A 20,990-nucleotide genomic window follows, 5' to 3' on the forward strand; every position below is an offset into this window, starting at 1 on the left:
GAGGTGGGGAGTTATGTCAAATCATTCAATTCAAGTGATTGGATTGCAAAAGTCCTACAAGCAGCTGCAAGTTCTGAAGGGCGTAGATTTCGAGGTGGAAAAGGGCAGTATTTTCGCGCTGCTCGGCTCCAATGGGGCGGGCAAGACAACTGTCATCAAGATCCTAACCACGCTGCTCAAAAAAGACAGCGGAACCGTCACTGTAAATGGATTCGACGTTGCATCTAAGCCCGAAAATGTGCGGCGGGCGATCAGTCTGACCGGGCAATTTGCCGCCGTGGACGAAATTTTGACCGGACGAGAAAATCTGATCATGATCGCCAAGCTGCGATACCTCAATAATCCGCGTCAGGCTGCAGACGATCTGCTAACCCGCTTCGGCCTGACAGATGCCGCCGACCGCAGGGTATCTACTTATTCGGGTGGCATGCGCCGTAGGCTCGACATCGCTTTGAGTCTTGTAGGAAAACCGCAGATCGTCTTTCTCGACGAGCCGACAACCGGGCTTGACCCCGAGGCGCGCATCGAGGTTTGGAAGATTGTCAAGGAGCTTGCCGACGGCGGCACGACGGTATTCCTGACCACGCAGTATTTGGAAGAGGCCGAGCAGCTTGCCGACCGGATTGCCATTTTGCACGAGGGCAGGATTATCGCCAGCGGTACGCTCGCCGAGCTGAAGAAGCTGTTCCCCTCCGCAAAGGTGGAGTATGTAGAAAAACAGCCGACATTAGAGGAGATTTTCCTCGCGATCGTCGGTAAAAAGGAGGCCATGTAAATGGAGGCGGCCAAAAACCATTTTTTCAGCGATATGGGTGTTATGCTTGGGCGCTCCATGCGCCATATTACCCGCAGTATGGACACCATCATCACGGTTACCATCATGCCAATCGCGTTTATGCTGCTGTTCGTTTACGTGTTCGGCGGCGCCATTCAGACCGGAACAGATAATTATGTGAATTACCTGTTGCCCGGCATACTGCTGATTGCGATTGCCAGCGGGATATCCTATACAGCTTTTCGACTATTCACCGATGTGCAGCGGGGCATATTCGAGCGGTTTCACACCATGCCGATTTCACGTTCCACCTTGCTGTGGGGGCATGTGCTCACCTCGCTTCTATCCAACGCCATGTCGGTCGCCGTTATCATTCTCGTAGCGCTCGTTATGGGCTTTCGTTCACCGGCGGGGATACTGCCCTGGCTTGCGGTAGCCGGCATACTCTTCCTGTTCACGCTGGCATTGACTTGGGTCGCGGCGATTGCCGGACTGTCTGCAAAATCGGTCGATGGCGCAAGCGCCTTTTCCTACCCGATTATCTTCCTGCCGTTTATCAGTTCGGCGTTCGTGCCAACCGAGTCGATGCCGCCAGTCGTTCGCGCGTTTGCTGATAACCAGCCGGTGACCTCGATAGTAGAAGCCATCCGTTCGCTGCTGTCAGGCCAGCCGGTAGGCAATGAGATTTGGGCCGCACTTGCATGGTGCGTTGGGATTACGCTTGTAGCCTATTTCTTTGCAATGAGGGTGTATAAAAAGCGGGTGTGAAATATCCTCAACCAAATAATTCTGGAATCTGTATCGTCCAATTACCAATGCGCTGCATCAATATTTTGACAGCTTGAATATTGGCCTTGCTATCTTGCGAAGCCAATAAGCAAATACGGTCGTTCCGGTCCATGAGCTGCGCTTATTCTGGAGATATTGATCGCTGATAATATAAGTCCGGGTGGAAGAAGGGCTCTTCAGACCGAAGCTTTCCCACTTTGCCGGATCATTCGAGCCTCCGAGCCTTGCAAGCATATTCACCGACTCATTATTTACTTTATCCGGAAGTTGGTCATATGCATCGGTGATTAGCGTATGAAATTCGTCGATCGGATTGCGGCTGGCAAGACTCTCCAAGTGGATGCCTTCTCGAAGGTAAGAAACGTATGCCAGGTGGTCAGCCCAGAACTCGTCGATATAAAAAAGCCGTACCCGCTGCTCCGCAGGGCTCATCGGCTGCTCGCCTTTTAAAATTCCGAGCCGCTCCTCGTATAGAATTCGCCTCTGATCCTCCACCATATCCGAATAACCGTTCAGTTCCTGTGTGATCTCGAAGTTCTGGCCCATAATAACGCGCTGAATATGCTCGATTTTGCTGCGGAGCACCGGCTCTTCCAAGGCTTCATCCTGCCTGGGAGCGCGAACCGCTTTATGGATGCCGAAGCGAAGCAGCAGATCGTCCTCCAGGCTTACGTAAAATACGGAAGCTCCCGGGTCGCCTTGGCGGCCGGAACGCCCGCGCAGCTGGTCGTCGATCCGCACACTTTCGTTCACATGCGTACCAATCACATACAACCCGCCCAGCTTGGCGACAACTTCCGCTTGCGCGGGGTCGCCGCCGCCGAGCCGAATATCGACGCCGCGTCCCGCCATATTCGTAGACACTGTCACAGCGCCGATTTCTCCAGCTTTGGCGATAATCTGTGCTTCTTCTGCGTCGTTTTTCGCATTCAGAACATGGCAGGGTACGCCAGCAACTGCCAGCGCCTCTGCCAGCATGTCGGACTCCTCAACGCTTGACGTACCAATAAGAATGGGGCGTCCCGTTCTATGAACGGACGAGATTTCTTGTACAAGCGCCTTAAGCTTGGCCGCTTGATGGGTATAAATCCGGTGCGGATGGTCGATCCGGATGTTAAGCCGGTTCGGCGGGATTCGCACGACCTGCAGAGAATAAATACTCTCGAATTCCATTGCCGAAGCGTGCGCGGTAGCTGTCATCCCGCAAATCCCCGGATACAGGCTGATGAAATGTTGAAGGGTAATTGTTCCGAGAATTTTTCCGCCGCCCGAGGACTGCAGCCCTTCTTTTGCTACAAGTGCGGCTTGCAGCCCGTCCGGCAAATACCGGTTCTCCGCCACGCGGCCGGTATATTCTTCGATCAGCTCGATTTTGCCGTCACGGACGATGTAATCGATGTCTTTCTTTAATAACGATTCCGCATGCAGCGCGCAATTTAATGACGTCAGCAAGTGACTGTTATGGCTATCGTACAAATTGCCGCATCCCAGCAGCGATTCCGCTTTTGTTGCGCCTGCTTCATTTAAGTACACGTTCCGTTGGAACTCGTCGAAGTCGTAATGCTCGTCTTGTTGTAGCTGCCTAGCCACGTCTGCGAAAAGAAAACCGTCGCTCCTGGAAGAGCCTGACTCACCGCTGATGACCAGCGGCACCCGCGCTTCGTCGAGTAGCAGTGAATCCGCTTCGTCGACGATGACGTAGTGGAAAGGGCGATGCACAGTATCGGCTTCGCTCAGTGCAATCGTGTCGCGCAAATAATCGAATCCCGATTCTTTAGCCGTGACATAGGTGATATCCTTGGCGTATGCTTCCCGCTTCTCGGATAGGCTCATGCCCGCTTGGACCGGGCTCACCGTTAACCCGAGATATCGGTAAACCGGGCCCATCCACTCCGCATCCCGCTTGGCCAAATAATCGTTAAAAGTGAGCACATGAACGCCTTCGCCGGTCAGCGCGTTCAGATAAGCAGGCATAACTGCAGAGAGTGTTTTTCCTTCACCGGTATGCTGCTCGATCAAATATCTCTCGTGCAGAGCAATGGCAGCCATGATCTGGACATCGTAAGGCTGTAATCCAAGCTTTCTCTTCGCAGCCTCGCAGACTAACGCATAAGCATCGACAAGCAGCTCATCCAAAGGTGTACCCGATTGTGCTTCCTGTCGCAGCCGAAGGGATTCCGCTTGAAGCTGCTCATCGTCCCAGGCTTTCAAATTCCGCTTCGTGATAAGCTTCGTTTTATCCTGATAGATTTTCAGCATATTCTGGTTATCTCGGTCTTTGAATTTGCGCATCAGCTTGACGGCTATATTCATAGAAATTATTCTCCCTTCGGTAGATGGGAATGATTGTAACTTATGTATTGATTAATGTAAATAATAGATCGCATGCTGGAAGCTGTCCTGGTCATTCCAAGAAGAGCGACAGTAGAAGGTGACAATACTTCGCATGCCAAGATTATCGCATTGGTAGAAGAAGCCTGGGAAGCAAAAACCAAAACGAAAAAAAATTTCTGGAATAGTTTTCCTCAGGTAATACTCCCGCTATAATAGTGTTATCAGTTACGGGACGAGAAGCAGGATCATAGATGCGGAGGCTATGAATTAGAAGACCCTGTGATTTGATGCAAACGTTTGAACAATTGCAAACGTTTGAACTATTAAGTGGAGGGAATCAGATGGTCAAAAACTGGATTTATAGGTTTAGTTGCTTGGGACTTGCCACATTATTATTGTTAGCGCTTACAGGTTGTTTTGAACAACAGGAGCCAACCGCTGTTCAGCCTTCGCCAACCCTGAAGGAAAGTGCTGCTCCTGTTGAGACCAAAGGTACAGTGAGCATAGAGAAGCTTGGGGAAAGGAGAATCTTTGTTTACCTGCCGCCTGGTTATGAAACCAGCGATGACCGATATCCGGTAGTGTATATGAATGACGGGCGGAATGTGTTCAATACCGGCACCAGTTCTTTCAATAAAGAGTGGCTGGTTGACAAGAAGATTGACCAGCTTGTTAACGACGGCAAGATGGAGAAGGTTATTGTAATTGCAGTCGATGCAAGCGAAGGCCCAGACCGGGGGAATGAGTATATCCCTTTCCCTAATGATTCTATTCCTACGGATGGAACCGGAGCGGAGAAATTTACCCGCTTTTTTCTTGAAACCGTTATTCCCTTTGCGGATTCAACATACCGAACGATCCCGGACAGAGACCATCGTATGATTATGGGATCGTCATTTGGCGGAGTGCAGGCGTTCTGGATGGGCTATCACCATCCCGAGACTTTTTCGATGATCGGTGCGATGTCCGCCTCCACATGGGTAGCTAACGGACAAGCGTATGAAGAGTGGGCGCAGGAAACCGGGAAGCCGGATTTGAAGATTTGGCTGGACATGGGCGCTAATGAAGAAACGGCAATTGATCCACTGGTAGATTTACTTTTGTCGAAGGGATTTACATATGGACAGGATTTATTTTTTCAGATGGACCCTATTGGTGTGCATGACGAGAATTCCTGGTCCAGACGAGTACATAGTCCCCTTATCATGTTCGCCGGGAAGGCACCCGGTCAAGCGGTCAAGCTGGAGGTTAGCGACTATTTGGCCTATTCATGGACGGGAGAAGCGTATCCCCGCCTCAATCCTGTAGTCACAATGGATAATGGAATGGAATATTCTGTATCCTCCGAAGCCTCATATAAGGTGCTGAATCCCGAGGCTGGACAGGTGGAGCCATCAGGGAAAGTGACCTTGTTGAAGAAGGAAAACTTGCGTGTGGAAGTGACATATCAAGGTTTGACCCAGTCGTATGAGATAGATAATGATCGCTGGGCAAAAAAACTGAACGTGACACTCAATTGACCTGGGATAGCGCCTACCAGCGAATACTACCTCGAAGATCATCCGTTCAGGCGCATCATGATACGGCTTCTACACCGCCCGGAATACTATCGTAACCGCTTTCGGGAAGCGAGTGTTGAATTTCTGTTAACTTCGAGTTCATCAGGCACCAGTGTAGAAGCTCCGGGGACCGAGTCAACAACGCACCGCCCAATGTAGCTCTACGCCAAAGAGCCCGCGTCCGACGCGGGCTTCTTTATGTCGCTATGTTGTTTATTCTTCTCCCGTCGCCACCGGATTCTCCTCATACGTAATCCAGTCGCTCCAGCTCCCCGCGTACAGCTTCACATTGTTGTATCCGGCGCGCTTCAGTGCCAGCACGTTCGGGCAGGCGGTTACGCCGGAGCCGCAGTAGACGATGACCTCTTGATCCTGCTCAATTCCGGCAAATTGGGTCTTCAGCTCTTCGGCCGACTTCCACTGTCCCTGATCGTCCAGTACGTCCTTCCAGAACCGGTTGACCGCGCCGGGGATATGCCCGGCTTTGGCGTCGATCGGTTCCTCCAGGCCCGCGTAGCGGCGAGGTTCGCGCGAGTCGATCAGCAGGGGAGAGGAGGCGGCTCCGGTATGCGCCGATACCAGCCGTACTTCATCCACGGAGGCCAGCATCTCCGGACGGGGGGACGGCACGAACGCGGTAGGGATCCGGACCGGCTGGTCGTCCGTTACCGGGAAATTCGCGTCTTTCCAGGCGGAATATCCCTGATCCATGACGTATACGCGGTCATGCCCCAAATAGCGCAGCAGCCACCACAGTCTGGCGGCAAAGGAACCGCCCTGGTCGTCGTATGCGACGACAATATTGTCCCTGCTGATCCCGGCTCTGCCCAGCACTTCAGCCAGCGCTTCGGGATCGGGAAGAGGATGGCGGCCGCCATGCCGGTCGAGAGGGGCGGACAGTTGCTCCTCCAGATGCAGATAGACCGCTCCCGGAATGTGGTCAGCCTGATAGGCGGAACGTCCTGCTTCGGGATCGGCCAGAAGGAAACGGCAATCCGCGATTACCAGCTCTGGTTCATACATGCGGGCTAGCAGCCAGCGAGTCGATACGATATCTTCCAACATTTCACTCTTCCTCTCTTCTTGATCCAATTTAAAATGGCACCAGAAAAAGACGGGTTAACCCCGTCCATTTCTGATGCCCCTTTTCTAATGCCCCTGTTCAGAAGACATAGTCCATGTCTCCAGCTCGGAATTCAAGCGCTCTTCTTCCTCTTCGCTGAGGACAAGTCGAACACCGTACTGAAACTGTCCCAGGCCGTACATCCAACCCCAGCGTACGCTTCCGTTAAATTGCAGCAGCTCTTCATTTAACTGAAAATAAATGATGATTCTGGTGTCACCGGAAGTAAACCGCAAATTCAGCGGGGTGCGGATTTTGCAGCCAGAACGGCTCAGGTCGAGAAGCACGCCTTCCGTACGCTTTCCGGCCCCGGGGCCTGTGCTGCCCGCAGGCAGCTCCAGCCAGCAATCGATCGGCCGATTCATAACATAACGAAATGGTTCTTTTCTGCTGGCAGCGTCCATTTTTTACCTCCGCTCGTTTATTAGTTATTATATCGGAACAAGGCGATTTGGACAATCAGCCCGGCAAATAATTTACAAAACCCCAAAAACTAGGTGGCTAACAATTTGGCAAAGCAATGTTATGAAGTAGGCGGGGAGTAAATAATTTCGTGAAAATCTTCCCCAAGAATTTCAAGTTACCTATACGTCTTTAATCCTAAATAAAATGCAGAATTTTGTCGATATATCTATTAAATCAATCACACAAGACACAAAATTTTACGTTTAGGGAAACTAATCGGTACTTTCGGCTGATCACACATCACAGAGAAATACATAAACCATCGATTACAGCCCAATTTGGAGGAAATCAATATGTTTATTAATCTGAGAACCTTGTTTGCCGGTGCATTCGCGGTGGTGATCATTCTGCTGACGGTTCTTCTCAGTTATTTGATTGGGCATGAGTCATCCAAGACAGCGGAGGTCAGCATCGGCCGATCGCTTGCCGGAGTTGCCCATCAGCTGTCGGCGAACCTGGATAACTTCATGTGGGCCCGGGCTGGAGAGATAGAAGCGCTGAGCAACATGGAGGTTTTTCAGAAGCCTATTGACAAGACTGAGGCTGCGGAGACGCTGAACCATCTGAAGGCGAGTCTGCCGGTCTTCACCTGGGTCGGATACACGGATTTGCAGGGAAATGTCCTTGCCTCAACGGATAACCTTCTGCTCGGTCAGAATATCAAGGAACGCCCGATCTTCAAGAAGGGGCTGAACGGTCCTTATTTCGGAGATGTACATGATGCGGTTCTGCTTGCGAGTCTGCTTCCGAATCCGGGGGGAGGCCCGCTGCAGTTCGTCGATATCGGAATCCCGGTTAAGGATAAAAGCGGCAGGACGCTTGGGATGCTTGGAGCACATCTGAGCTGGGAATGGTCCAAGTAGGTGGAAGCATCGACGCTCGGTCCGTTCAAAGAGAGCATGGAGGGCGTCCAGGTTATGGTCGTCGGCAAGAACCAGGACAAAGTTCTCCTCGGTCCCGGCGGGGATGTCGGAAAGGTAATGAATGATCCTGCCGTTCATCAGGCACAGGAAGGCGGGAACTCCTGGATTATTGAACAGAGTGACAACGGCAAATCCTATTTGACCGGCTATGCTTACGGCAATGGCTATCAGAATTACTCCGGGCTTGGCTGGTCTGTTATCGTAAGGCAGCCTACGGAGATCGCCTTCGCATCCGTTCACAGGCTGCAGCAGTACATCGCCTTGTGCGGCTTGGCGACAGCCTTGCTGTTTGGCATCGCCGGATGGTTCCTCGCCGGATGGATCGTCCGTCCGCTGAAGCGGATTGCAGAGAGTGCAGATGTACTGAGCTCCGGAGGACAAGCCGAAATTCCGTCAATTACCCATATCCGCGATTTGTCCAATCTGTCGCATTCGCTGCGCAATCTGATCGATAATCTGACTCAGGCCGAGACGGAGCTCGGTCATATGTCCGATATGGCGCGGCATGATGTGCTGACCGGGCTGCCGAACCGTCTGGCGCTCGACGATTATCTGGCTCATGCGGTCACCAAGGCGAAGCAGAACCGATCGACGCTCAGCTTCTTGTATATGGATCTGGACGGCTTCAAGAAAGTGAATGATACGATGGGACACGGTGCGGGCGACAAGCTGCTGCAGGAGGTTGCATTCCGGCTGCTGGACTCAACACGGGACCATGAGATGGTGACCCGGCTCGGCGGGGACGAGTTCGTGATTATTCTTCACACCTCCGCGCTGAGACCGATGCAGGAGGCGGAGGCTGTTGCCAAACGCATTATCGACAAGATCAACCAGCCGTATCTGATCGACGGCCAAATTGTCCATGTCGGGTGCAGTGTCGGCGCCGCCGTATGGAGTCCCGAATCGCAGGATACGAGCGAAATTCTGAGACTGGCCGACGAGGCTTTGTACATCTCCAAGCGCAGCGGCAAGAACAGAATAACCTTCGAAAAGGCCGTATAAGACTTTCAGCCTATTCAGCGTTTCTCCCAAATCGTGGGGGAGGCGCTTTTTGCGTTACTTCCCGAAGACAGGTGAGTGCACAGGCAGTGCTGCAAGAACTGCATTTAATGATAGAAAAAGGAGTTGATGAAATGGATCCAGCTACATTCATTGCAACTATTGCGCCGCTTGCTGTCAGCGATATGCAGAGAACCCGTGTGCCTGCTTCCCTGACGATCGCGCAAGCCGCACTCGAATCGTCATGGGGAAGCAGCGGACTGGCTGTCAAAGCCAATAACTTGTTTGGCATTAAAGGGACCGGTCCTGCTGGGAGCGTAACCCTGCCAACGACCGAATATGTCAACGGACGGGCGATTACCGTGAACGCGGCATTCCGCGCTTACCACGACTTCGGCGAATCAATCGCCGACCATTCGAGTCTGCTCGTGAACGGCGTATCCTGGAACAGGGGATTATACAGCGGTGTACTTGGAGCGGACGGCCGGACGGCAGCCAAAGCCATAGCAGCCGCCGGTTATGCGACCGACCCCAAATACGAGGAGCTGCTTATACAGCTCATGGATCGCCATAATCTGTATTCTTACGATAAGGAGGAAGAGGAGATGTCCGCAGAAGACAAGAAACGGCTTGCCGAATTGGAGAATACCGTGAAGCAATTGAACCAACTGATTGCCGGGCTGACGGATAGCAGGGATATACTGAAGAACGGGCTGACGGAGCAGGGAAATGCCTTGAAGAGTTTATTGACTCGTCTGTCGGCAGTAGAAGCGAAGGATTCCGTCAATGTGCCCGATTGGGCCCAGCCTGCGGTACAGGCGGCTCTTGCCGCCGGCGCAATCGATACGCCTTCGGGCGGCAGCTATGACTTCTACCGGATTCTAACCGTGATTTATCGGCTCGGCCTGATTGCGCCCAAGAAATAAGAGGGGGTCTACATGATTAACCATGACGCGCTCGATCATGTGCTCGCGTTCGCCTCGCTGCTGGCCGTATTCGTCATGTCAGTCGTCCAGCTGGTCAAGATCACATTCAGACCTCCCAAGAGGTGGATTCCTCTGATCGGAGTCGGGATTGGTCTTCTAATCGGCGCTGCCGCATATCCGTTCTCTACGCTGGATATAGCCATGCGTCTGTGGTCGGGAGCACTTGCCGGGCTGTCCGCGACCGGCTTGTTCGAACTGGCTTTTAATAACCGCGACAGCTCGAAAAAATGAGAGATCATGATTACGGGAATGCAGAATATTCGCATTTCAGCAAACTTTTCTCATACTATTAGCATATAATTCGGAATTCACTCTATGCTTTTGCGCAAAAAACGGTATATAATTAGACTATATTCGTTGAAATGACAGCAATAGGCCTTGTATGGAAGCATATTGAAATGTTTAGCTAAAAATGGAGTGGAGACCAATGGACGTAATAACTGTAACCCGTGATGAGGAAGGCAGCACAGGCTTGCTTCCGTTGCCGTTGCAGGACATCACTTACATGGAATATCAAAAGTCGATTAACCGGATTATTATCCATACGCTGGATGGCATCTATTATACGGTCGGTACATTGAAGTACTGGGCCTGTACGATTGCCAGCACCGGGTATGACTTCGTTCTCGCGGACAGAAACACCGTCATCAACATCTCCAAGATCAAATATATCGACTCCGCCTTCAAAACCGCATATTTCGAAGAACGCGATTTGAAGAATGCAGAGAAATGCTATTTATCGGTTAAGGGCTATGAGAAGATCGTTACCCTCATCCGCAGCTCTGTTTCCAGAGTCATCTTAAATTGAGGTTACTTCCGCCGCCGTCGGGCGGTTTTTTTGCATATCCCCGCACGCCGTGTCATTGAAGATGCTAGACACCGCTTTTTTCGGTAGGTTAACTGGTTTTGATATAACGCTTGGCAAAAGCGTCGCGCGACGGTTTCGTGAAATAGCGGTCGCTGATCTGCGTCCTCCACTGCTCATCGCTTTGAATTTGCTCAAAGTCGGTGCTGTAGAACTTTTCAATCGAGCCTTTTGTCAAAGATGCTGAGTAAGTCGTCCCATTGAAGGGCAGTGAAATATCGAGCGATGCGATCCCGGGAAATTCGTAGAATAGAAGAGAAGATTGTTCCATTATAATCTGATGCACGGCATCCGCCGAGTTGAATACCGATTGATAATCCGCCTCGGTTGATTCCGTATCAGGACGGGCCTGCTTGTATTCGGCGTAATCTTTATAATAGTAGATTTCCAAATTGTCCGTACCCACCTCAATTGCCTTGATATAAGATGAGCCGTTCAGCTTCTGTATATAGTCATTAATCCGATCCTTGGGAAGCGGGATGTCATCGGCGGAGACAGAATCTTCGCTTGGTGGGGCAAGTGAAGGTGTGACGGCCGGCCCGGATGGGACAGGACTTGAAACCGGAGAGGATGACGGGACGAAGCTAGAGATGGGTGTTGGAGAAGCGGACGGCTGTGGAGCCGATGCATCTGGAGCGCTTGAGCGCCACACCGAAACCACTACTGCGCCGATGAGAATAACAGCCGCTATGCCAATTATCCAACCGCTGAATCTGGAACGTTTCATAGAGATCACCTTCCTTTGTTCAAATGGGCCGATACTATAGATTACCCATATGAAGAGACTTTTGCGACTGACTGGCTTCGCAGCTTCATCCGAGGTTGACTGTCATTCTGGATGAAGAGGCCGGAAGAGGGATGGATAATAGGGATGGGATAAGCATCAAACATTGCCGGATTTGTTATTGTCATGATGCTCTGATGATTCGCCGGGTCGATTAATGGCTTGTGGGGGTAAATGCTAAGCCTCCTCCAGTAAATCCTTCGTGTCATTCCGGACATTGCCGACCTTGGGGGACACGGCATATGCTCTCATTCGTCCGGCATCATAGGGCCGAAGCATTTGCACCAGATTGTCTGCACTGCGGTTGTCACGGTCAAGCCAGGCGGCTTCATCCTCCGGCCGCAGTATTACCGGCATCCGGTGATGAATCTCCTGCATGAGCCGGTTGGGTTCGGTTGTAATGACCGCGCAGGCGGCTTGCTTCTCCCCATTATCATCCAGCCATAGATCATAAATTCCGGCCAGCGAGAAAACACCTCCGTCATTCATCAAGATGCGCATAGGCTGCTTGCCTGAAGGCGTGGTCCGCCATTCGTAGAAGCCATCCGCCGGAATGAGGCAGCGCCGTGAGGATAGGAGGCGTCTATAATCCGGTTTTGCACCAAGCGTATCCGCTCGAACGTTGATCAGAGGCTTGCCGGTGTGAAAGCGGTCGCTCCAGGAGGGGATAAGCCCCCACCGCAGCGAGCCGATCCGATTGCCATGCCCGCTCCCGATGACAGCAGGAATCATTTGACCCGGGGCTGCATTGTATTTAGGCGCGTAATGGATGATGGTTACATCCTGGGTGTAATAACGGAGCATCAGCTCTTCGATCGAAACGGTAATCGTATATCTGCCGCACATGGGTCAGCAACCTCCAAACATAAGCTATCCCCAACACTATAACCAAAACAGCGCTCCATCACAATCAAACCTGAGATAAGGAGCGAAGTATCCAGCATTTACAATCCGAATATGATCATTCAGCTGTCCGTGGCCTGAGGGTTGCGGGCAGTTTTGTGCTGAGGAGCCTAGAAGAGCTTAAGGGAGGTCGCAAGGCTGCAGTGCGCGTTTAACAGCCCAAAGAGGGAAGGTAATGTCTCCTTTATCCGTCTTCATAATAATGTAATTCGGTTTCTCGCTAAGCTCGCAAAGGCCTTCATAAGTCTCTCCGCTAATTAAATGGACCCGTATGACCTTCTGAGTCTCGACCGCCTCTCGCAGTTGTTTTTCCACCATATCCATGATCTCCCTTTACTGAAACAGAAATAGCTATGTCCTTTATTAAACCTATTTTCGGCGAATATGAACAGCTTCATATCTTATTTACAAAATTGTAATATGTGCGGCAGTCATTTGCACCGAACATGAGAACCCTTTAGCTGGCTGGTAAAAAAGCAGTGTACGTGAATATGTAAATAGTTATATAATCGAACTATCACAACAAAGACTTTATTTCATTTCAGGCGGTGTTTATTCGGTGTCTTGGGAACCGGTCGGATTTATGTTCTTTTCTATGTTAGAAACGTTTGCGCTGTATTTTCTCGTTATGTGTCTTTTTCGCTATAAGTTTAAGGATTATGCATGGCATGCGATCGGCTTGACTCTGCTCATCAATTTTCAAAGCTATATATTGCGAAATGATTTCTCTTTCGGCAGCCTGATGCCTCTGGTCACGATCTTCTTTTTTATCGCGTTCTTCAAGGTGGTTGTCAAAATGCCGTTTATTTTTGCAACGATTGCGACCATTTCGGGGTATGTCATATTTGGAGTGATCCAGAGCGTTCTGGCCATAATGATGTTCGGATCAATTGGTGCGGTGGAGCACTCGATCGGCAATGGTTACCTGCTTCAATTCGCCACTGGCGCCGTAATTATGCCCATATCCTGGTTCGTATACCGGATGGGATACGGGTTCACTTTTGACCTGAACAAGCTTCGCTTTAAGTTTGAAGACATCATAACCGTCATCTTGATCATATTCTTCCTGCTTAGCGTTACCTCATTCCTGTACTTTCAACAGCTGTATATGAATACGATATTCTTTGTTGCCACATCAGCTTATCTGCTGTATTACTCGGTTAGAAAGGATAATGAGAGTGATTGAGCAATTGTCGGCTTATACCGCAGCGGCGATCAAGAGAGCTGTACCTGATCATCCCGCCAGCGAAGCTGTACTGAAATATGCGCTGGAAGGCATCTTCAATGCATTGTTCATTATCACACTATCGCTTATCATTTCAGCTATTACAGGCAGGGTGGGGGAGGCAGCGACTTTGCTCGCAGCCTTTGCGGGCCTCCGGCAAATAACAGGCGGGATTCATTTGAAATCCGGAACGCTCTGTGTTCTTGTCTCGACTGCAAACGTCACCCTGCTATCCTTCGTCTCTCTGTCGACACCGCTATTCTTCTTCGGTCAGACTGCCAGTCTGATACTCATTCTTCTCTTCGCACCTTCCCGTATTGAGCGGCAGAGCCGATTTCCCAAGTCCTGGTATCCTCTATTGAAAGTGATGGGCGCGGTTCTGGTGCTGGCCAATTTTTGGATACATTCTTCCATGATAACCGCCGCATTTTTCGTTCAATCGTTAACCCTCATTCGACGGCCTTTCTCACTTAACAGGAGAGGAGGTGAGAGCTTATGACAATAACGCGTTTATTTAAGGAAAAGCTTGTGTTTAGCCTGGCGTCTTTTCTTGCTCTAACGGCTGCTTATTTTGTAAGTGCTCCAAGCATACTCTATGTGCATCAACCGGAAGCCCCCGAAGAGCTGCTGAAGAAGAGTTCTTCAATCGGCAAGCAGCTAGGTTAGCATAGAGTGAGGTAGCTCTCCACAGGACAAGCCGACTGGAACTGCTGCCTCTAGCCCGTAATTTCTCGTTGTTACAGGATTGGATAGAATGGAAGAGGGGTTGTCCTTGTGGGACAACCCCTCTTTGAATTGCTGAATGACTATTAATATTCCATGACAAATGCTACGTTCTGCCAGCCGGCGCCGACCGTCCAGAACAGGACCTTATCGCCGCGTTCAAGCTTGCCGCTATCGACTGCCCGGTGCAGAGCGATAAAAGGGCTGCTCGTTGACGTATAGCCGAACTCGTCTCCGATATACACGGGGGCGTCGGCAGGGATGCCGGTCTTCTCAGCTACCGCGCGAATATTCGGAAGAGAGAGCTGGGAGAAGCAGGCTGCCTTGATGGAATCCGGATCAATTCCGTTATCCTTGAGCAGTGTGTTAATCGACTCCGATGCGGCATCAACACAGATGGAATCATCGAACGGAATGAATTTGACGGTAAACTGTCCCGGAGCGACTCCGGTACGTCCCAGGCTGGATAATCCTTCCGCCGGGAATTTGGAATTGCCGTATACGCATGTGTCCGTCTGATAGATCGAATCGATAAAGCCAACGGAATCTTCGGTGCGCTCCAGAATAATCGCAGCTGCGGCATCTCCGAAATTGGCGTAGTATACCGGATCATTCTGGTCGGCATGCGGCTTGACATGGTCCGAGCCGATTACGAGGGCCCGGCGAATTTTTGGATTGGCCATCATCTGCCGGCTGACTTGCTCTACAGCGGCGGTCATGCCGGCACAGTTCGCATTGCTGTCGATGCAGATCGTATGAGAAGCTGCATTGATCAGCCGATGGATCATCAAGGAATTCGTTGGGAAGATATACTCAGGTGTCTGGCTCGCATATGCGATGAGGTCGATATCTTCACCGGCAAGTCCGGTCTTCTCCAATACATTGCTGGCTGCCTCAAAAGCCATGGTCAGCGAATTCTCTTCCGGACTGTCAATGCTGTAACGGTTCTCGCGGCCCAGTGCATTCAGGAGTCCGCGAATATCAACGCCTTTTTCATCAAAGTGCCGGATAAAAAAATCGTTGCCGACTTTGTTACTGGGATGATAGATATCAATGTCCCGTATGCAAATCCCCGACATATGAGTCCTCCTAAAAGTTTTGTAAGCAATACTTCCTAGAGTTACTACGGCAAAACTTGCTTCGAAAGCATCCGCTAAGTTTTGTAAGCAATACTTCCTACAGTTACTACTTCCTTAAGCCTGAACAGTGGAGATGATGTCGAGGTTCTCGATGCCGGCTTTACGTCCGAGACGGGACAGTTGCATTTTGAGAATCGGATTGTTTTCAAGTGTAAGTTTGACTGTGGTGAATCCGTCGCTCTTGAACATTACGAAGCAGCCTTCCAGAAGCGGCACGACATCAGGAGCGGTTACATTCAACTTGCGGCAGTCAATGTCCAGTTTGTAGTCGGCAGGGTTAATCGGTTTGATCGTTTCCTGATACGCCTGGATGGAGGTGAGTCCGTCTTGCTCAGAAAAAGTGCCCTCCAGCTCGATGTTGAGCACCTTGCTTGCTGTGTCAGTCTTCAGAATGAATTTTCCCATCTTTCATCTCTCCTCGCTTCATTTTGATTGAACTTAGCTTTTAAACATTTGGCATCAAAACATCCCGGATTCACAAGACCTTTGTCGAATTATTAGGGATAATGACTCAGATTGTCGGGATAATTACTTAATTAATATCATAGATTTCGCAACTCTTCAATAAAAAGGTTTCAGAAGAACTATATGTATTTCATTCCATATTCTGAAGTTCTTCCAGAGTTTCCTGAAGAATGGTAAAAGCTGATATGATGCGCGGAGCGCCGACGCAAGGAAGGAGGTGAAGCAGAACGCCTTTGATCTCGTCGACAGTCATGCCTACTTTCAGTGCCATTACATAGTGAACTCCCAATTGTTCGAATTGTCCCATCGTAATGAGGGAGGAGATCACCGCGATCTCCTTCCAGTCTGCGCTAATCGACTTGCGTTGAAAAATATCTCCATAGGCGCTTCCCAGAATGAACTCGGCCAGCTCCGGAAAATGCTCTTGAATCGGGGAGAGAGCCCTTGCTCCGTACTCTCCCGAGAGATTGGAGAAGTGCTTCAGTCCGCTGTCCATGTTCTCTTTCATTTGTACTCCTCCTCGTATAGTATTTTCAAAAGCCTTATATAAGCTAGTTTCCAGTCCCAGAGGGGACTAGCGGCCACTCGAAGATTTACCAGTCACTTGCTCCTTGAACATCGAACAGGGACTGGACTTTCCGGCGTGCTTCTGGACAATGAATCTTAGGGTTCATTCGGGGATATTCTTACGCCTCCCGTAGTCTCATCTACTCCCTAAGTCTGTTTCTCCGGTACGCGTCCGAACTTCTTACCCGCTGGCTGTTCCCTTCGGCAGCCCATGCCTGGCTTTAGCAGACCCAGGGCAGCTCATGGACCGAAGCGTGTTCTCATACGCGAGGGTGAGGTTGGGCGCGTGCGCCGGAGGCATCCCGGAGCGTCCATTCCCTGAATCCCTAAATGAAAGGAGGAATTCCCCTTGAAGCTTTTTGTCGGAATTGACGTGAGCTCCCAAGAGCTCGAAGCGTGTTTCATGAACGCGGACGGCGACAACTTCGAATCGTTCACCGTCCCGAATAACCTTCACGGCGCTTCTCACCTTCGCGATCGTATCGTGGTCGCAGCGGACAAGCTTGCCGTATCTGAGATTCACATCGGCCTTGAGGCCACTTCCGTCTACAGCTGGCACCCGGCCATGTATTTCCACCAGGACCCGGCACTTCGTGAGCGCAAGACCAAGGTGTTTACGCTGAACCCCAAGCTCATCTGCAAGTTCCGCGAAGCTTACGCCGACATGGACAAGACCGACCGTCTGGATGCCTGGGTCATTGCGGATCGCCTTCGCTTCGGCCGCCTGACGACCACCCTCGTCATGCAGGAGCAGTATATCGCGCTCCAGCGCCTTACGCGCATGCGTTTCCACTTGGTGCACAACCTCGCCCGGGAGAAGCAATACTTCTTGCAGAACCTGTTCTACAAGTGCAATGCCTTCACCACCGAAGTGGACAGTTCAGTATTCGGCCACGCCCTCATGGAAATGCTCTCGGAGAAGTTCAGCCTCGATGACATTGCCGAGATGAATGTTACCGACCTGGCTGACTATCTGCGGGACAAGGGGCGGAATCGCTTCCCCGACCCTGAACGTGTGGCTCGCTGCATCCAGCAAGCCGCCCGCGCCTCCTACCGGTTGTCGAAGGTCGTGGAAGATTCCATTGACCTTGTGCTCGGCACGTCCATCGAGTCCATCCGCAGCATCCAGAAGCAACTCAAGGATCTGGACAAGGCCATTGAACGCATTCTGGACGGCATCCCGGGCGCGCAGTGCCTCCTGTCGGTGCCCGGCATCGGCAAGGTCTACGCCGCCGGCCTGCTCGGTGAACTCGGCGACATCGAACGGTTCAAGGATCAGGCCGCCGTGGCCAAGTATGCCGGCCTTACATGGCGAAAGCATCAGTCCGGCGCCTTCGAAGCCGAACACACCGCGCGCATCAAATCCGGCAATCGATTCCTGCGCTACTACCTGGTTGAAGCTGCCAACTCCGTTCGATTGCGCGATGAGGAATTCGGTGAGTACTACCGGAAGAAATATAACGAAGTGCCCAGAAATCAACACAAACGCGCCCTCGTCTTAACGGCAAGAAAACTCGTGCGTCTGGTCGATGTGCTGCTACGCAACGGCCAACTCTATACGCCTCGAAGGAAGGTGAATAGCGCGAAGAATTAACGCCTTCTTTGCCAAGTCCTTCACCAAATTCCCAGTAAAATTCTGGTATATGATTGAATTTTCGGCTGGGTTTGTTTCGATGCGCCTTTTTTCGTGACTTCTTCCTTGATGAGCCTGGGAAATTTCCAATTCGCACAACTCAGGGACTTGACATCATACCGCTGGACTTAGGTTCAGGTATTGGAACAAAAATGACCCGATCAGTCCATTACCAATGTGCGATGGGCGGTAGGAGGCACCTCGGATCTGTCCGTAAGAAGTTCGATTACTACTGTACGCTTCAAGGACATGGCTTGCTTAACAGCACTTGCGAATTCATCCATCGTCTCGCACCGGAAGCCTGTCGCTCCGAGCGATTCGGCGAATTTCACGGCATCCATGGGCACTTCAAATATGGTCCCGTCAATGCGGCCTGTTGTCTTCTCCATACCTTTAAGGGCCATGTCCAACTGCTTATTATTCACAACGATGAAAATAACGGGGAGATCCTTGCACACGGCTGTATTGATTTCAGCGCCAAGCATCATGAAGCATCCATCTCCCGTAATACAGAAGACCGTCTCGCCCGGGACGGCGCACTGCGCCCCGATCGCCATGCCGATCGAATTGCCCATGCAGGCAAAGTAAGCGTCGAAGACAAAGCTGCCGGGTTTCTTGACGTTGTACCATTTCACTGCATTGAATCCATGGCTGCCGTCATCAACGAACAAAGTATGTTCATAAGGGACGAGATTGCTCATCTCCTTCATAACCGAAGCAAGCGACAGCCCATCGAGAACAGGCAATTCTTCACCATACTCAACATTCGTCTCTGTATGCCGGACCGGAAGCTTGGCCGGGTCAACATGCTGCAGATACAGTCTGAGATTGTCTCGAAGGTCTCCGCCGACGGAGATCGTATAGGAATTCAGGATTTTACCGACGAAAGTATTATCAATATCGAATTGAATCAGCGTCTTGGGATGGTTCTCCGGCTTCAGGTTGCAGATGGTCATGTCGCTGAGCCGCGATCCCAGCACGATGAACAGATCACTTTGATTCATCAGATCGTCGCCGTACTTGCAGCCTCCGACGCCGACCGGTCCGTGATAGAGAGGATGATCCCAGGCAATAGCGCCTTTTCCGCCCGGTGTCGTGACAACCGGAATGTTAAACGTCTCGGCCAGCTTGACCAGCTCTTCATGAGCGCCTGACCGGTTAACACCCTTGCCTGCAATAATCAGAGGCTTGGCTGAGCTGTTGATCGCTTCGATTACACGGTTTGTATTGGCCAGACTGACGAGCGATTCCCGTTCGGGCAGTACAATGCGGCATTCCTCGATCAGCTCGGCTTGAACGTCAAAAGGGATGCAGAGGTGCACCGGCCCACGCTTACCGCTGAGCGCAGCTGAGATGGCGTGGTTGAAAATCGTTGCGAAATGGTCGGCCCGTTCGACGAGCTTGCTGAACAGAGTGGCGGGACGGAACATGTCGGCCAAGTCCGCGAGATAGGAAGAGGAGTCCTGGCATTGCGGAAGTCCCAGTTCTTTGATGGATTGATGTCCTGTGATGAACAGAACAGGCAGGTTGTTGGCTTTGGCATGCGCAGCGGCGGTCAGGAGATTTGTTCCTCCCGGGCCGGATGTGCCGAAGGCCACCCCCAGGTTACCTGTCTTGAGCGCATACCCGGCTGCTGCGAAGCCAGAGCTTGATTCATGTCTTCCCGGTATAAACTCGATACCGTAGTCAACCATTTTGAGTGCAGCGGGACAAATGGATTTGCCAATAATGCCGAAAGCGTGCGTTACCCCAAGCTCTCTCAGGGCTTTCGCCATAAAGTCTGCAACTGTCTTCAAAACCTTCCACCCCACCGCTTATTGTAGTTGTGATAAATAACAAAAAACCCGCGCTCCGCTTGGGGCACAGGTTGATTGACGATCTAAAGACGCGACAGGATTAAATACCCTCGCTTAAATCAGCAACCTGGCAGTCATGGTCCCTATGACGTTCGAGACTGTAGACCCATGGCTTTGCGTCATTCCCTTTCGGAGAATTTTGCCCATATTCAATTTTTAAAAAGATAAGAGAATATTTACCTTTACAATATATTCCTTAATAGGAGCTTGTCAATGGAAAATATGAAAAATCATGAAATGACATGAAAAATATGCGATGAGATCGCCCCTTTTGCAATCATGTTTTCATCCTGTTTCCGGGACTTTAGTAGGGGTATTCATGAAGTGTTCGGAATAGATTGGAGTTCACAAAATTGTTGGAGTTGAAATGGTGAATCTGTTACAATACATCTAAGATTCAAGGGGCGGGGACTATGACCAATGATCTGTCTGAGCTGCTGAGATCCGTAATTCGAGAAGAATTGACGCCGGTCAATGAGCGGCTGGAACGAGAACCAGCATCGCATTATCGAATTGCTGTCAGCTCGATCAATTGAACAGGAAGCGCAACCAAAAAGAATCAAATGAAATCCGGTCCGTTGATGGGCTGGATTTTTTATTGTCTCTGTCAAGGATAGTGCAAGAGAGTTTTATTGTTTTATACAGTTGGGTTTAGCGAAGGACTGGTTCAAGGGTTTTTGAATAAAAAAATCGGGGCCCTCTTTCGAGGACCCCTTTCATGGGAGAGGAGAAAAATAGAGTTTGACAGAGAGGTCGCACTCGTGGAATTATTGGTACATTGGGAAATAGATGATTTTCCTAAAAGATCATGATAGCCGGATTTGGGTCCTTTTTGAGAATTTGGCACCCAATTTGCACCCAAAACAGCACCCATTAT

At 50.8% G+C, this 20,990-nt stretch carries 23 protein-coding genes and 1 riboswitch; of the genes, 13 read left to right on the plus strand and 10 right to left on the minus strand.

The genetic code is table 11. The features are described 5' to 3' along the window. Positions 1 to 13 precede the first annotated feature (13 nt). Entirely contained in the window at positions 14 to 775 is a 762-nt protein-coding gene (locus tag PSTEL_RS12430) for an ABC transporter ATP-binding protein (protein WP_038695712.1), read from the plus strand. Next, positions 776 to 1,543 (plus strand): ABC transporter permease, encoded by a 768-nt coding sequence (locus PSTEL_RS12435; protein WP_038695714.1) that lies wholly within the window; start codon positions 776 to 778, stop codon positions 1,541 to 1,543. It abuts the gene before it with no gap. 57 nt (positions 1,544 to 1,600) lie between these two features. On the opposite strand, the gene secA2 is transcribed toward PSTEL_RS12435, so the two are convergent. Next, complete coding sequence (secA2, locus tag PSTEL_RS12440) at positions 1,601 to 3,877, minus strand: accessory Sec system translocase SecA2 (RefSeq protein WP_038695716.1); 2,277 nt, start codon at positions 3,875 to 3,877, stop codon at positions 1,601 to 1,603. A 72-nt stretch (positions 3,878 to 3,949) separates the two neighbouring features. Here secA2 and PSTEL_RS27945 point away from each other — a divergent pair, with 72 nt between their 5' ends. Next, positions 3,950 to 4,111 carry a hypothetical protein gene (locus PSTEL_RS27945; protein WP_169744573.1) on the plus strand — a complete coding sequence of 54 codons (162 nt, stop codon included), beginning with the start codon at positions 3,950 to 3,952 and terminating at the stop codon, positions 4,109 to 4,111. Between the two features lie 128 nt (positions 4,112 to 4,239). After that, positions 4,240 to 5,418, plus strand: a complete 1,179-nt coding sequence (locus PSTEL_RS12445; protein WP_038695718.1) for an alpha/beta hydrolase — start codon at positions 4,240 to 4,242, stop codon at positions 5,416 to 5,418. Between the two features lie 252 nt (positions 5,419 to 5,670). On the opposite strand, the gene PSTEL_RS12450 is transcribed toward PSTEL_RS12445, so the two are convergent. After that, positions 5,671 to 6,519: a sulfurtransferase gene (locus PSTEL_RS12450; protein WP_038700786.1), complete on the minus strand. Its 849-nt coding sequence runs from the start codon at positions 6,517 to 6,519 to the stop codon at positions 5,671 to 5,673. A gap of 87 nt (positions 6,520 to 6,606) precedes the next feature. Further along, positions 6,607 to 6,945: a PilZ domain-containing protein gene (locus tag PSTEL_RS12455; protein WP_245625152.1), complete on the minus strand. Its 339-nt coding sequence runs from the start codon at positions 6,943 to 6,945 to the stop codon at positions 6,607 to 6,609. Between the two features lie 393 nt (positions 6,946 to 7,338). Between PSTEL_RS12455 and PSTEL_RS28460 the strand changes: the two genes are divergently transcribed. The 5 genes from PSTEL_RS28460 (at position 7,339) to PSTEL_RS12475 (ending at position 10,761) form a co-directional block, all read left to right on the plus strand. Beyond that, complete coding sequence (locus PSTEL_RS28460) at positions 7,339 to 7,908, plus strand: cache domain-containing protein (protein WP_245625153.1); 570 nt, start codon at positions 7,339 to 7,341, stop codon at positions 7,906 to 7,908. After that, on the plus strand, positions 7,909 to 8,970 hold the full coding sequence (locus PSTEL_RS12460; protein ID WP_245625154.1) for a sensor domain-containing diguanylate cyclase: 1,062 nt from the start codon (positions 7,909 to 7,911) through the stop codon (positions 8,968 to 8,970). Positions 8,971 to 9,101: 131 nt separating this feature from the next. Then, complete coding sequence (locus tag PSTEL_RS12465) at positions 9,102 to 9,893, plus strand: glycoside hydrolase family 73 protein (protein WP_038695722.1); 792 nt, start codon at positions 9,102 to 9,104, stop codon at positions 9,891 to 9,893. A gap of 12 nt (positions 9,894 to 9,905) precedes the next feature. Next, the gene (locus PSTEL_RS12470; protein ID WP_038695724.1) at positions 9,906 to 10,184 is read left to right on the plus strand and encodes a holin; all 279 of its coding nucleotides are present in this window, start codon (positions 9,906 to 9,908) and stop codon (positions 10,182 to 10,184) included. 196 nt (positions 10,185 to 10,380) lie between these two features. Further along, positions 10,381 to 10,761: a LytTR family DNA-binding domain-containing protein gene (locus tag PSTEL_RS12475; protein ID WP_038695725.1), complete on the plus strand. Its 381-nt coding sequence runs from the start codon at positions 10,381 to 10,383 to the stop codon at positions 10,759 to 10,761. An 88-nt stretch (positions 10,762 to 10,849) separates the two neighbouring features. Here PSTEL_RS12475 and PSTEL_RS27640 read toward each other — a convergent pair whose 3' ends face one another. The 3 genes from PSTEL_RS27640 to PSTEL_RS12495 all read right to left on the minus strand — a co-directional run bounded on the left by PSTEL_RS27640 (position 10,850) and on the right by PSTEL_RS12495 (position 12,823). After that, positions 10,850 to 11,545, minus strand: coding sequence for a hypothetical protein (locus PSTEL_RS27640; RefSeq protein ID WP_156995861.1), 696 nt, complete (start codon positions 11,543 to 11,545; stop codon positions 10,850 to 10,852). 234 nt (positions 11,546 to 11,779) lie between these two features. Continuing rightward, the gene (locus tag PSTEL_RS12490; RefSeq protein WP_038695731.1) at positions 11,780 to 12,448 is read right to left on the minus strand and encodes an SOS response-associated peptidase; all 669 of its coding nucleotides are present in this window, start codon (positions 12,446 to 12,448) and stop codon (positions 11,780 to 11,782) included. Between the two features lie 177 nt (positions 12,449 to 12,625). Beyond that, positions 12,626 to 12,823, minus strand: coding sequence for a hypothetical protein (locus PSTEL_RS12495; RefSeq protein WP_038695733.1), 198 nt, complete (start codon positions 12,821 to 12,823; stop codon positions 12,626 to 12,628). Between the two features lie 277 nt (positions 12,824 to 13,100). Between PSTEL_RS12495 and PSTEL_RS12500 the strand changes: the two genes are divergently transcribed. From PSTEL_RS12500 to PSTEL_RS26960, 3 genes are read left to right on the plus strand one after another with little or no spacing between them, the layout of a single operon-like run. Beyond that, positions 13,101 to 13,691, plus strand: a complete 591-nt coding sequence (locus tag PSTEL_RS12500; protein ID WP_156995862.1) for a hypothetical protein — start codon at positions 13,101 to 13,103, stop codon at positions 13,689 to 13,691. Continuing rightward, complete coding sequence (locus PSTEL_RS12505; RefSeq protein WP_052098409.1) at positions 13,684 to 14,229, plus strand: accessory gene regulator ArgB-like protein; 546 nt, start codon at positions 13,684 to 13,686, stop codon at positions 14,227 to 14,229. Before PSTEL_RS12500 ends, PSTEL_RS12505 begins: the two co-directional genes overlap by 8 nt. After that, complete coding sequence (locus tag PSTEL_RS26960) at positions 14,226 to 14,396, plus strand: cyclic lactone autoinducer peptide (protein WP_084065022.1); 171 nt, start codon at positions 14,226 to 14,228, stop codon at positions 14,394 to 14,396. Before PSTEL_RS12505 ends, PSTEL_RS26960 begins: the two co-directional genes overlap by 4 nt. Before the next feature lie 143 nt (positions 14,397 to 14,539). Here the strand turns inward: PSTEL_RS26960 and PSTEL_RS12510 are convergent, their stop codons facing one another. The 3 genes from PSTEL_RS12510 to PSTEL_RS12520 all read right to left on the minus strand — a co-directional run bounded on the left by PSTEL_RS12510 (position 14,540) and on the right by PSTEL_RS12520 (position 16,565). Further along, positions 14,540 to 15,532, minus strand: coding sequence for a 3-oxoacyl-[acyl-carrier-protein] synthase III C-terminal domain-containing protein (locus PSTEL_RS12510; RefSeq protein WP_038695736.1), 993 nt, complete (start codon positions 15,530 to 15,532; stop codon positions 14,540 to 14,542). 114 nt (positions 15,533 to 15,646) lie between these two features. Continuing rightward, positions 15,647 to 15,997, minus strand: a complete 351-nt coding sequence (locus PSTEL_RS12515; RefSeq protein ID WP_038695738.1) for a hypothetical protein — start codon at positions 15,995 to 15,997, stop codon at positions 15,647 to 15,649. A gap of 190 nt (positions 15,998 to 16,187) precedes the next feature. Then, entirely contained in the window at positions 16,188 to 16,565 is a 378-nt protein-coding gene (locus PSTEL_RS12520) for a carboxymuconolactone decarboxylase family protein (RefSeq protein ID WP_038695740.1), read from the minus strand. 408 nt (positions 16,566 to 16,973) lie between these two features. Here PSTEL_RS12520 and PSTEL_RS12525 point away from each other — a divergent pair, with 408 nt between their 5' ends. After that, on the plus strand, positions 16,974 to 18,218 hold the full coding sequence (locus tag PSTEL_RS12525; RefSeq protein ID WP_038693440.1) for an IS110 family RNA-guided transposase: 1,245 nt from the start codon (positions 16,974 to 16,976) through the stop codon (positions 18,216 to 18,218). A 200-nt stretch (positions 18,219 to 18,418) separates the two neighbouring features. Here the strand turns inward: PSTEL_RS12525 and PSTEL_RS12530 are convergent, their stop codons facing one another. After that, a complete protein-coding gene (locus PSTEL_RS12530; protein WP_038695742.1) occupies positions 18,419 to 20,053 on the minus strand; it encodes a thiamine pyrophosphate-binding protein in 1,635 nt (544 codons plus the stop codon). Between the two features lie 118 nt (positions 20,054 to 20,171). Beyond that, positions 20,172 to 20,267: riboswitch (cyclic di-GMP riboswitch) on the minus strand. Positions 20,268 to 20,990: the final 723 nt, after the last annotated feature.

This window comes from Paenibacillus stellifer, from assembly GCF_000758685.1.
GTDB lineage: Bacteria > Bacillota > Bacilli > Paenibacillales > Paenibacillaceae > Paenibacillus_AQ > Paenibacillus_AQ stellifer.

Bases quoted from the DNA above. Each gene is read 5' to 3' on its own strand.
- PSTEL_RS12515 (WP_038695738.1), bottom strand. From the start codon at position 15,997: ATGGGAAAATTCATTCTGAAGACTGACACAGCAAGCAAGGTGCTCAAC.
- PSTEL_RS27945 (WP_169744573.1), top strand. From the start codon at position 3,950: ATGCTGGAAGCTGTCCTGGTCATTCCAAGAAGAGCGACAGTAGAAGGT.
- PSTEL_RS12490 (WP_038695731.1), bottom strand. From the start codon at position 12,448: ATGTGCGGCAGATATACGATTACCGTTTCGATCGAAGAGCTGATGCTC.
- PSTEL_RS12470 (WP_038695724.1), top strand. From the start codon at position 9,906: ATGATTAACCATGACGCGCTCGATCATGTGCTCGCGTTCGCCTCGCTG.
- PSTEL_RS12465 (WP_038695722.1), top strand. From the start codon at position 9,102: ATGGATCCAGCTACATTCATTGCAACTATTGCGCCGCTTGCTGTCAGC.
- PSTEL_RS12520 (WP_038695740.1), bottom strand. From the start codon at position 16,565: ATGAAAGAGAACATGGACAGCGGACTGAAGCACTTCTCCAATCTCTCG.
- PSTEL_RS12445 (WP_038695718.1), top strand. From the start codon at position 4,240: ATGGTCAAAAACTGGATTTATAGGTTTAGTTGCTTGGGACTTGCCACA.
- secA2 (WP_038695716.1), bottom strand. From the start codon at position 3,877: ATGAATATAGCCGTCAAGCTGATGCGCAAATTCAAAGACCGAGATAAC.
- PSTEL_RS12500 (WP_156995862.1), top strand. From the start codon at position 13,101: ATGTTAGAAACGTTTGCGCTGTATTTTCTCGTTATGTGTCTTTTTCGC.
- PSTEL_RS12455 (WP_245625152.1), bottom strand. From the start codon at position 6,945: ATGAATCGGCCGATCGATTGCTGGCTGGAGCTGCCTGCGGGCAGCACA.
- PSTEL_RS12430 (WP_038695712.1), top strand. From the start codon at position 14: ATGTCAAATCATTCAATTCAAGTGATTGGATTGCAAAAGTCCTACAAG.
- PSTEL_RS12510 (WP_038695736.1), bottom strand. From the start codon at position 15,532: ATGTCGGGGATTTGCATACGGGACATTGATATCTATCATCCCAGTAAC.
- PSTEL_RS12435 (WP_038695714.1), top strand. From the start codon at position 776: ATGGAGGCGGCCAAAAACCATTTTTTCAGCGATATGGGTGTTATGCTT.
- PSTEL_RS26960 (WP_084065022.1), top strand. From the start codon at position 14,226: ATGACAATAACGCGTTTATTTAAGGAAAAGCTTGTGTTTAGCCTGGCG.
- PSTEL_RS12475 (WP_038695725.1), top strand. From the start codon at position 10,381: ATGGACGTAATAACTGTAACCCGTGATGAGGAAGGCAGCACAGGCTTG.
- PSTEL_RS27640 (WP_156995861.1), bottom strand. From the start codon at position 11,545: ATGAAACGTTCCAGATTCAGCGGTTGGATAATTGGCATAGCGGCTGTT.
- PSTEL_RS28460 (WP_245625153.1), top strand. From the start codon at position 7,339: ATGTTTATTAATCTGAGAACCTTGTTTGCCGGTGCATTCGCGGTGGTG.
- PSTEL_RS12495 (WP_038695733.1), bottom strand. From the start codon at position 12,823: ATGGTGGAAAAACAACTGCGAGAGGCGGTCGAGACTCAGAAGGTCATA.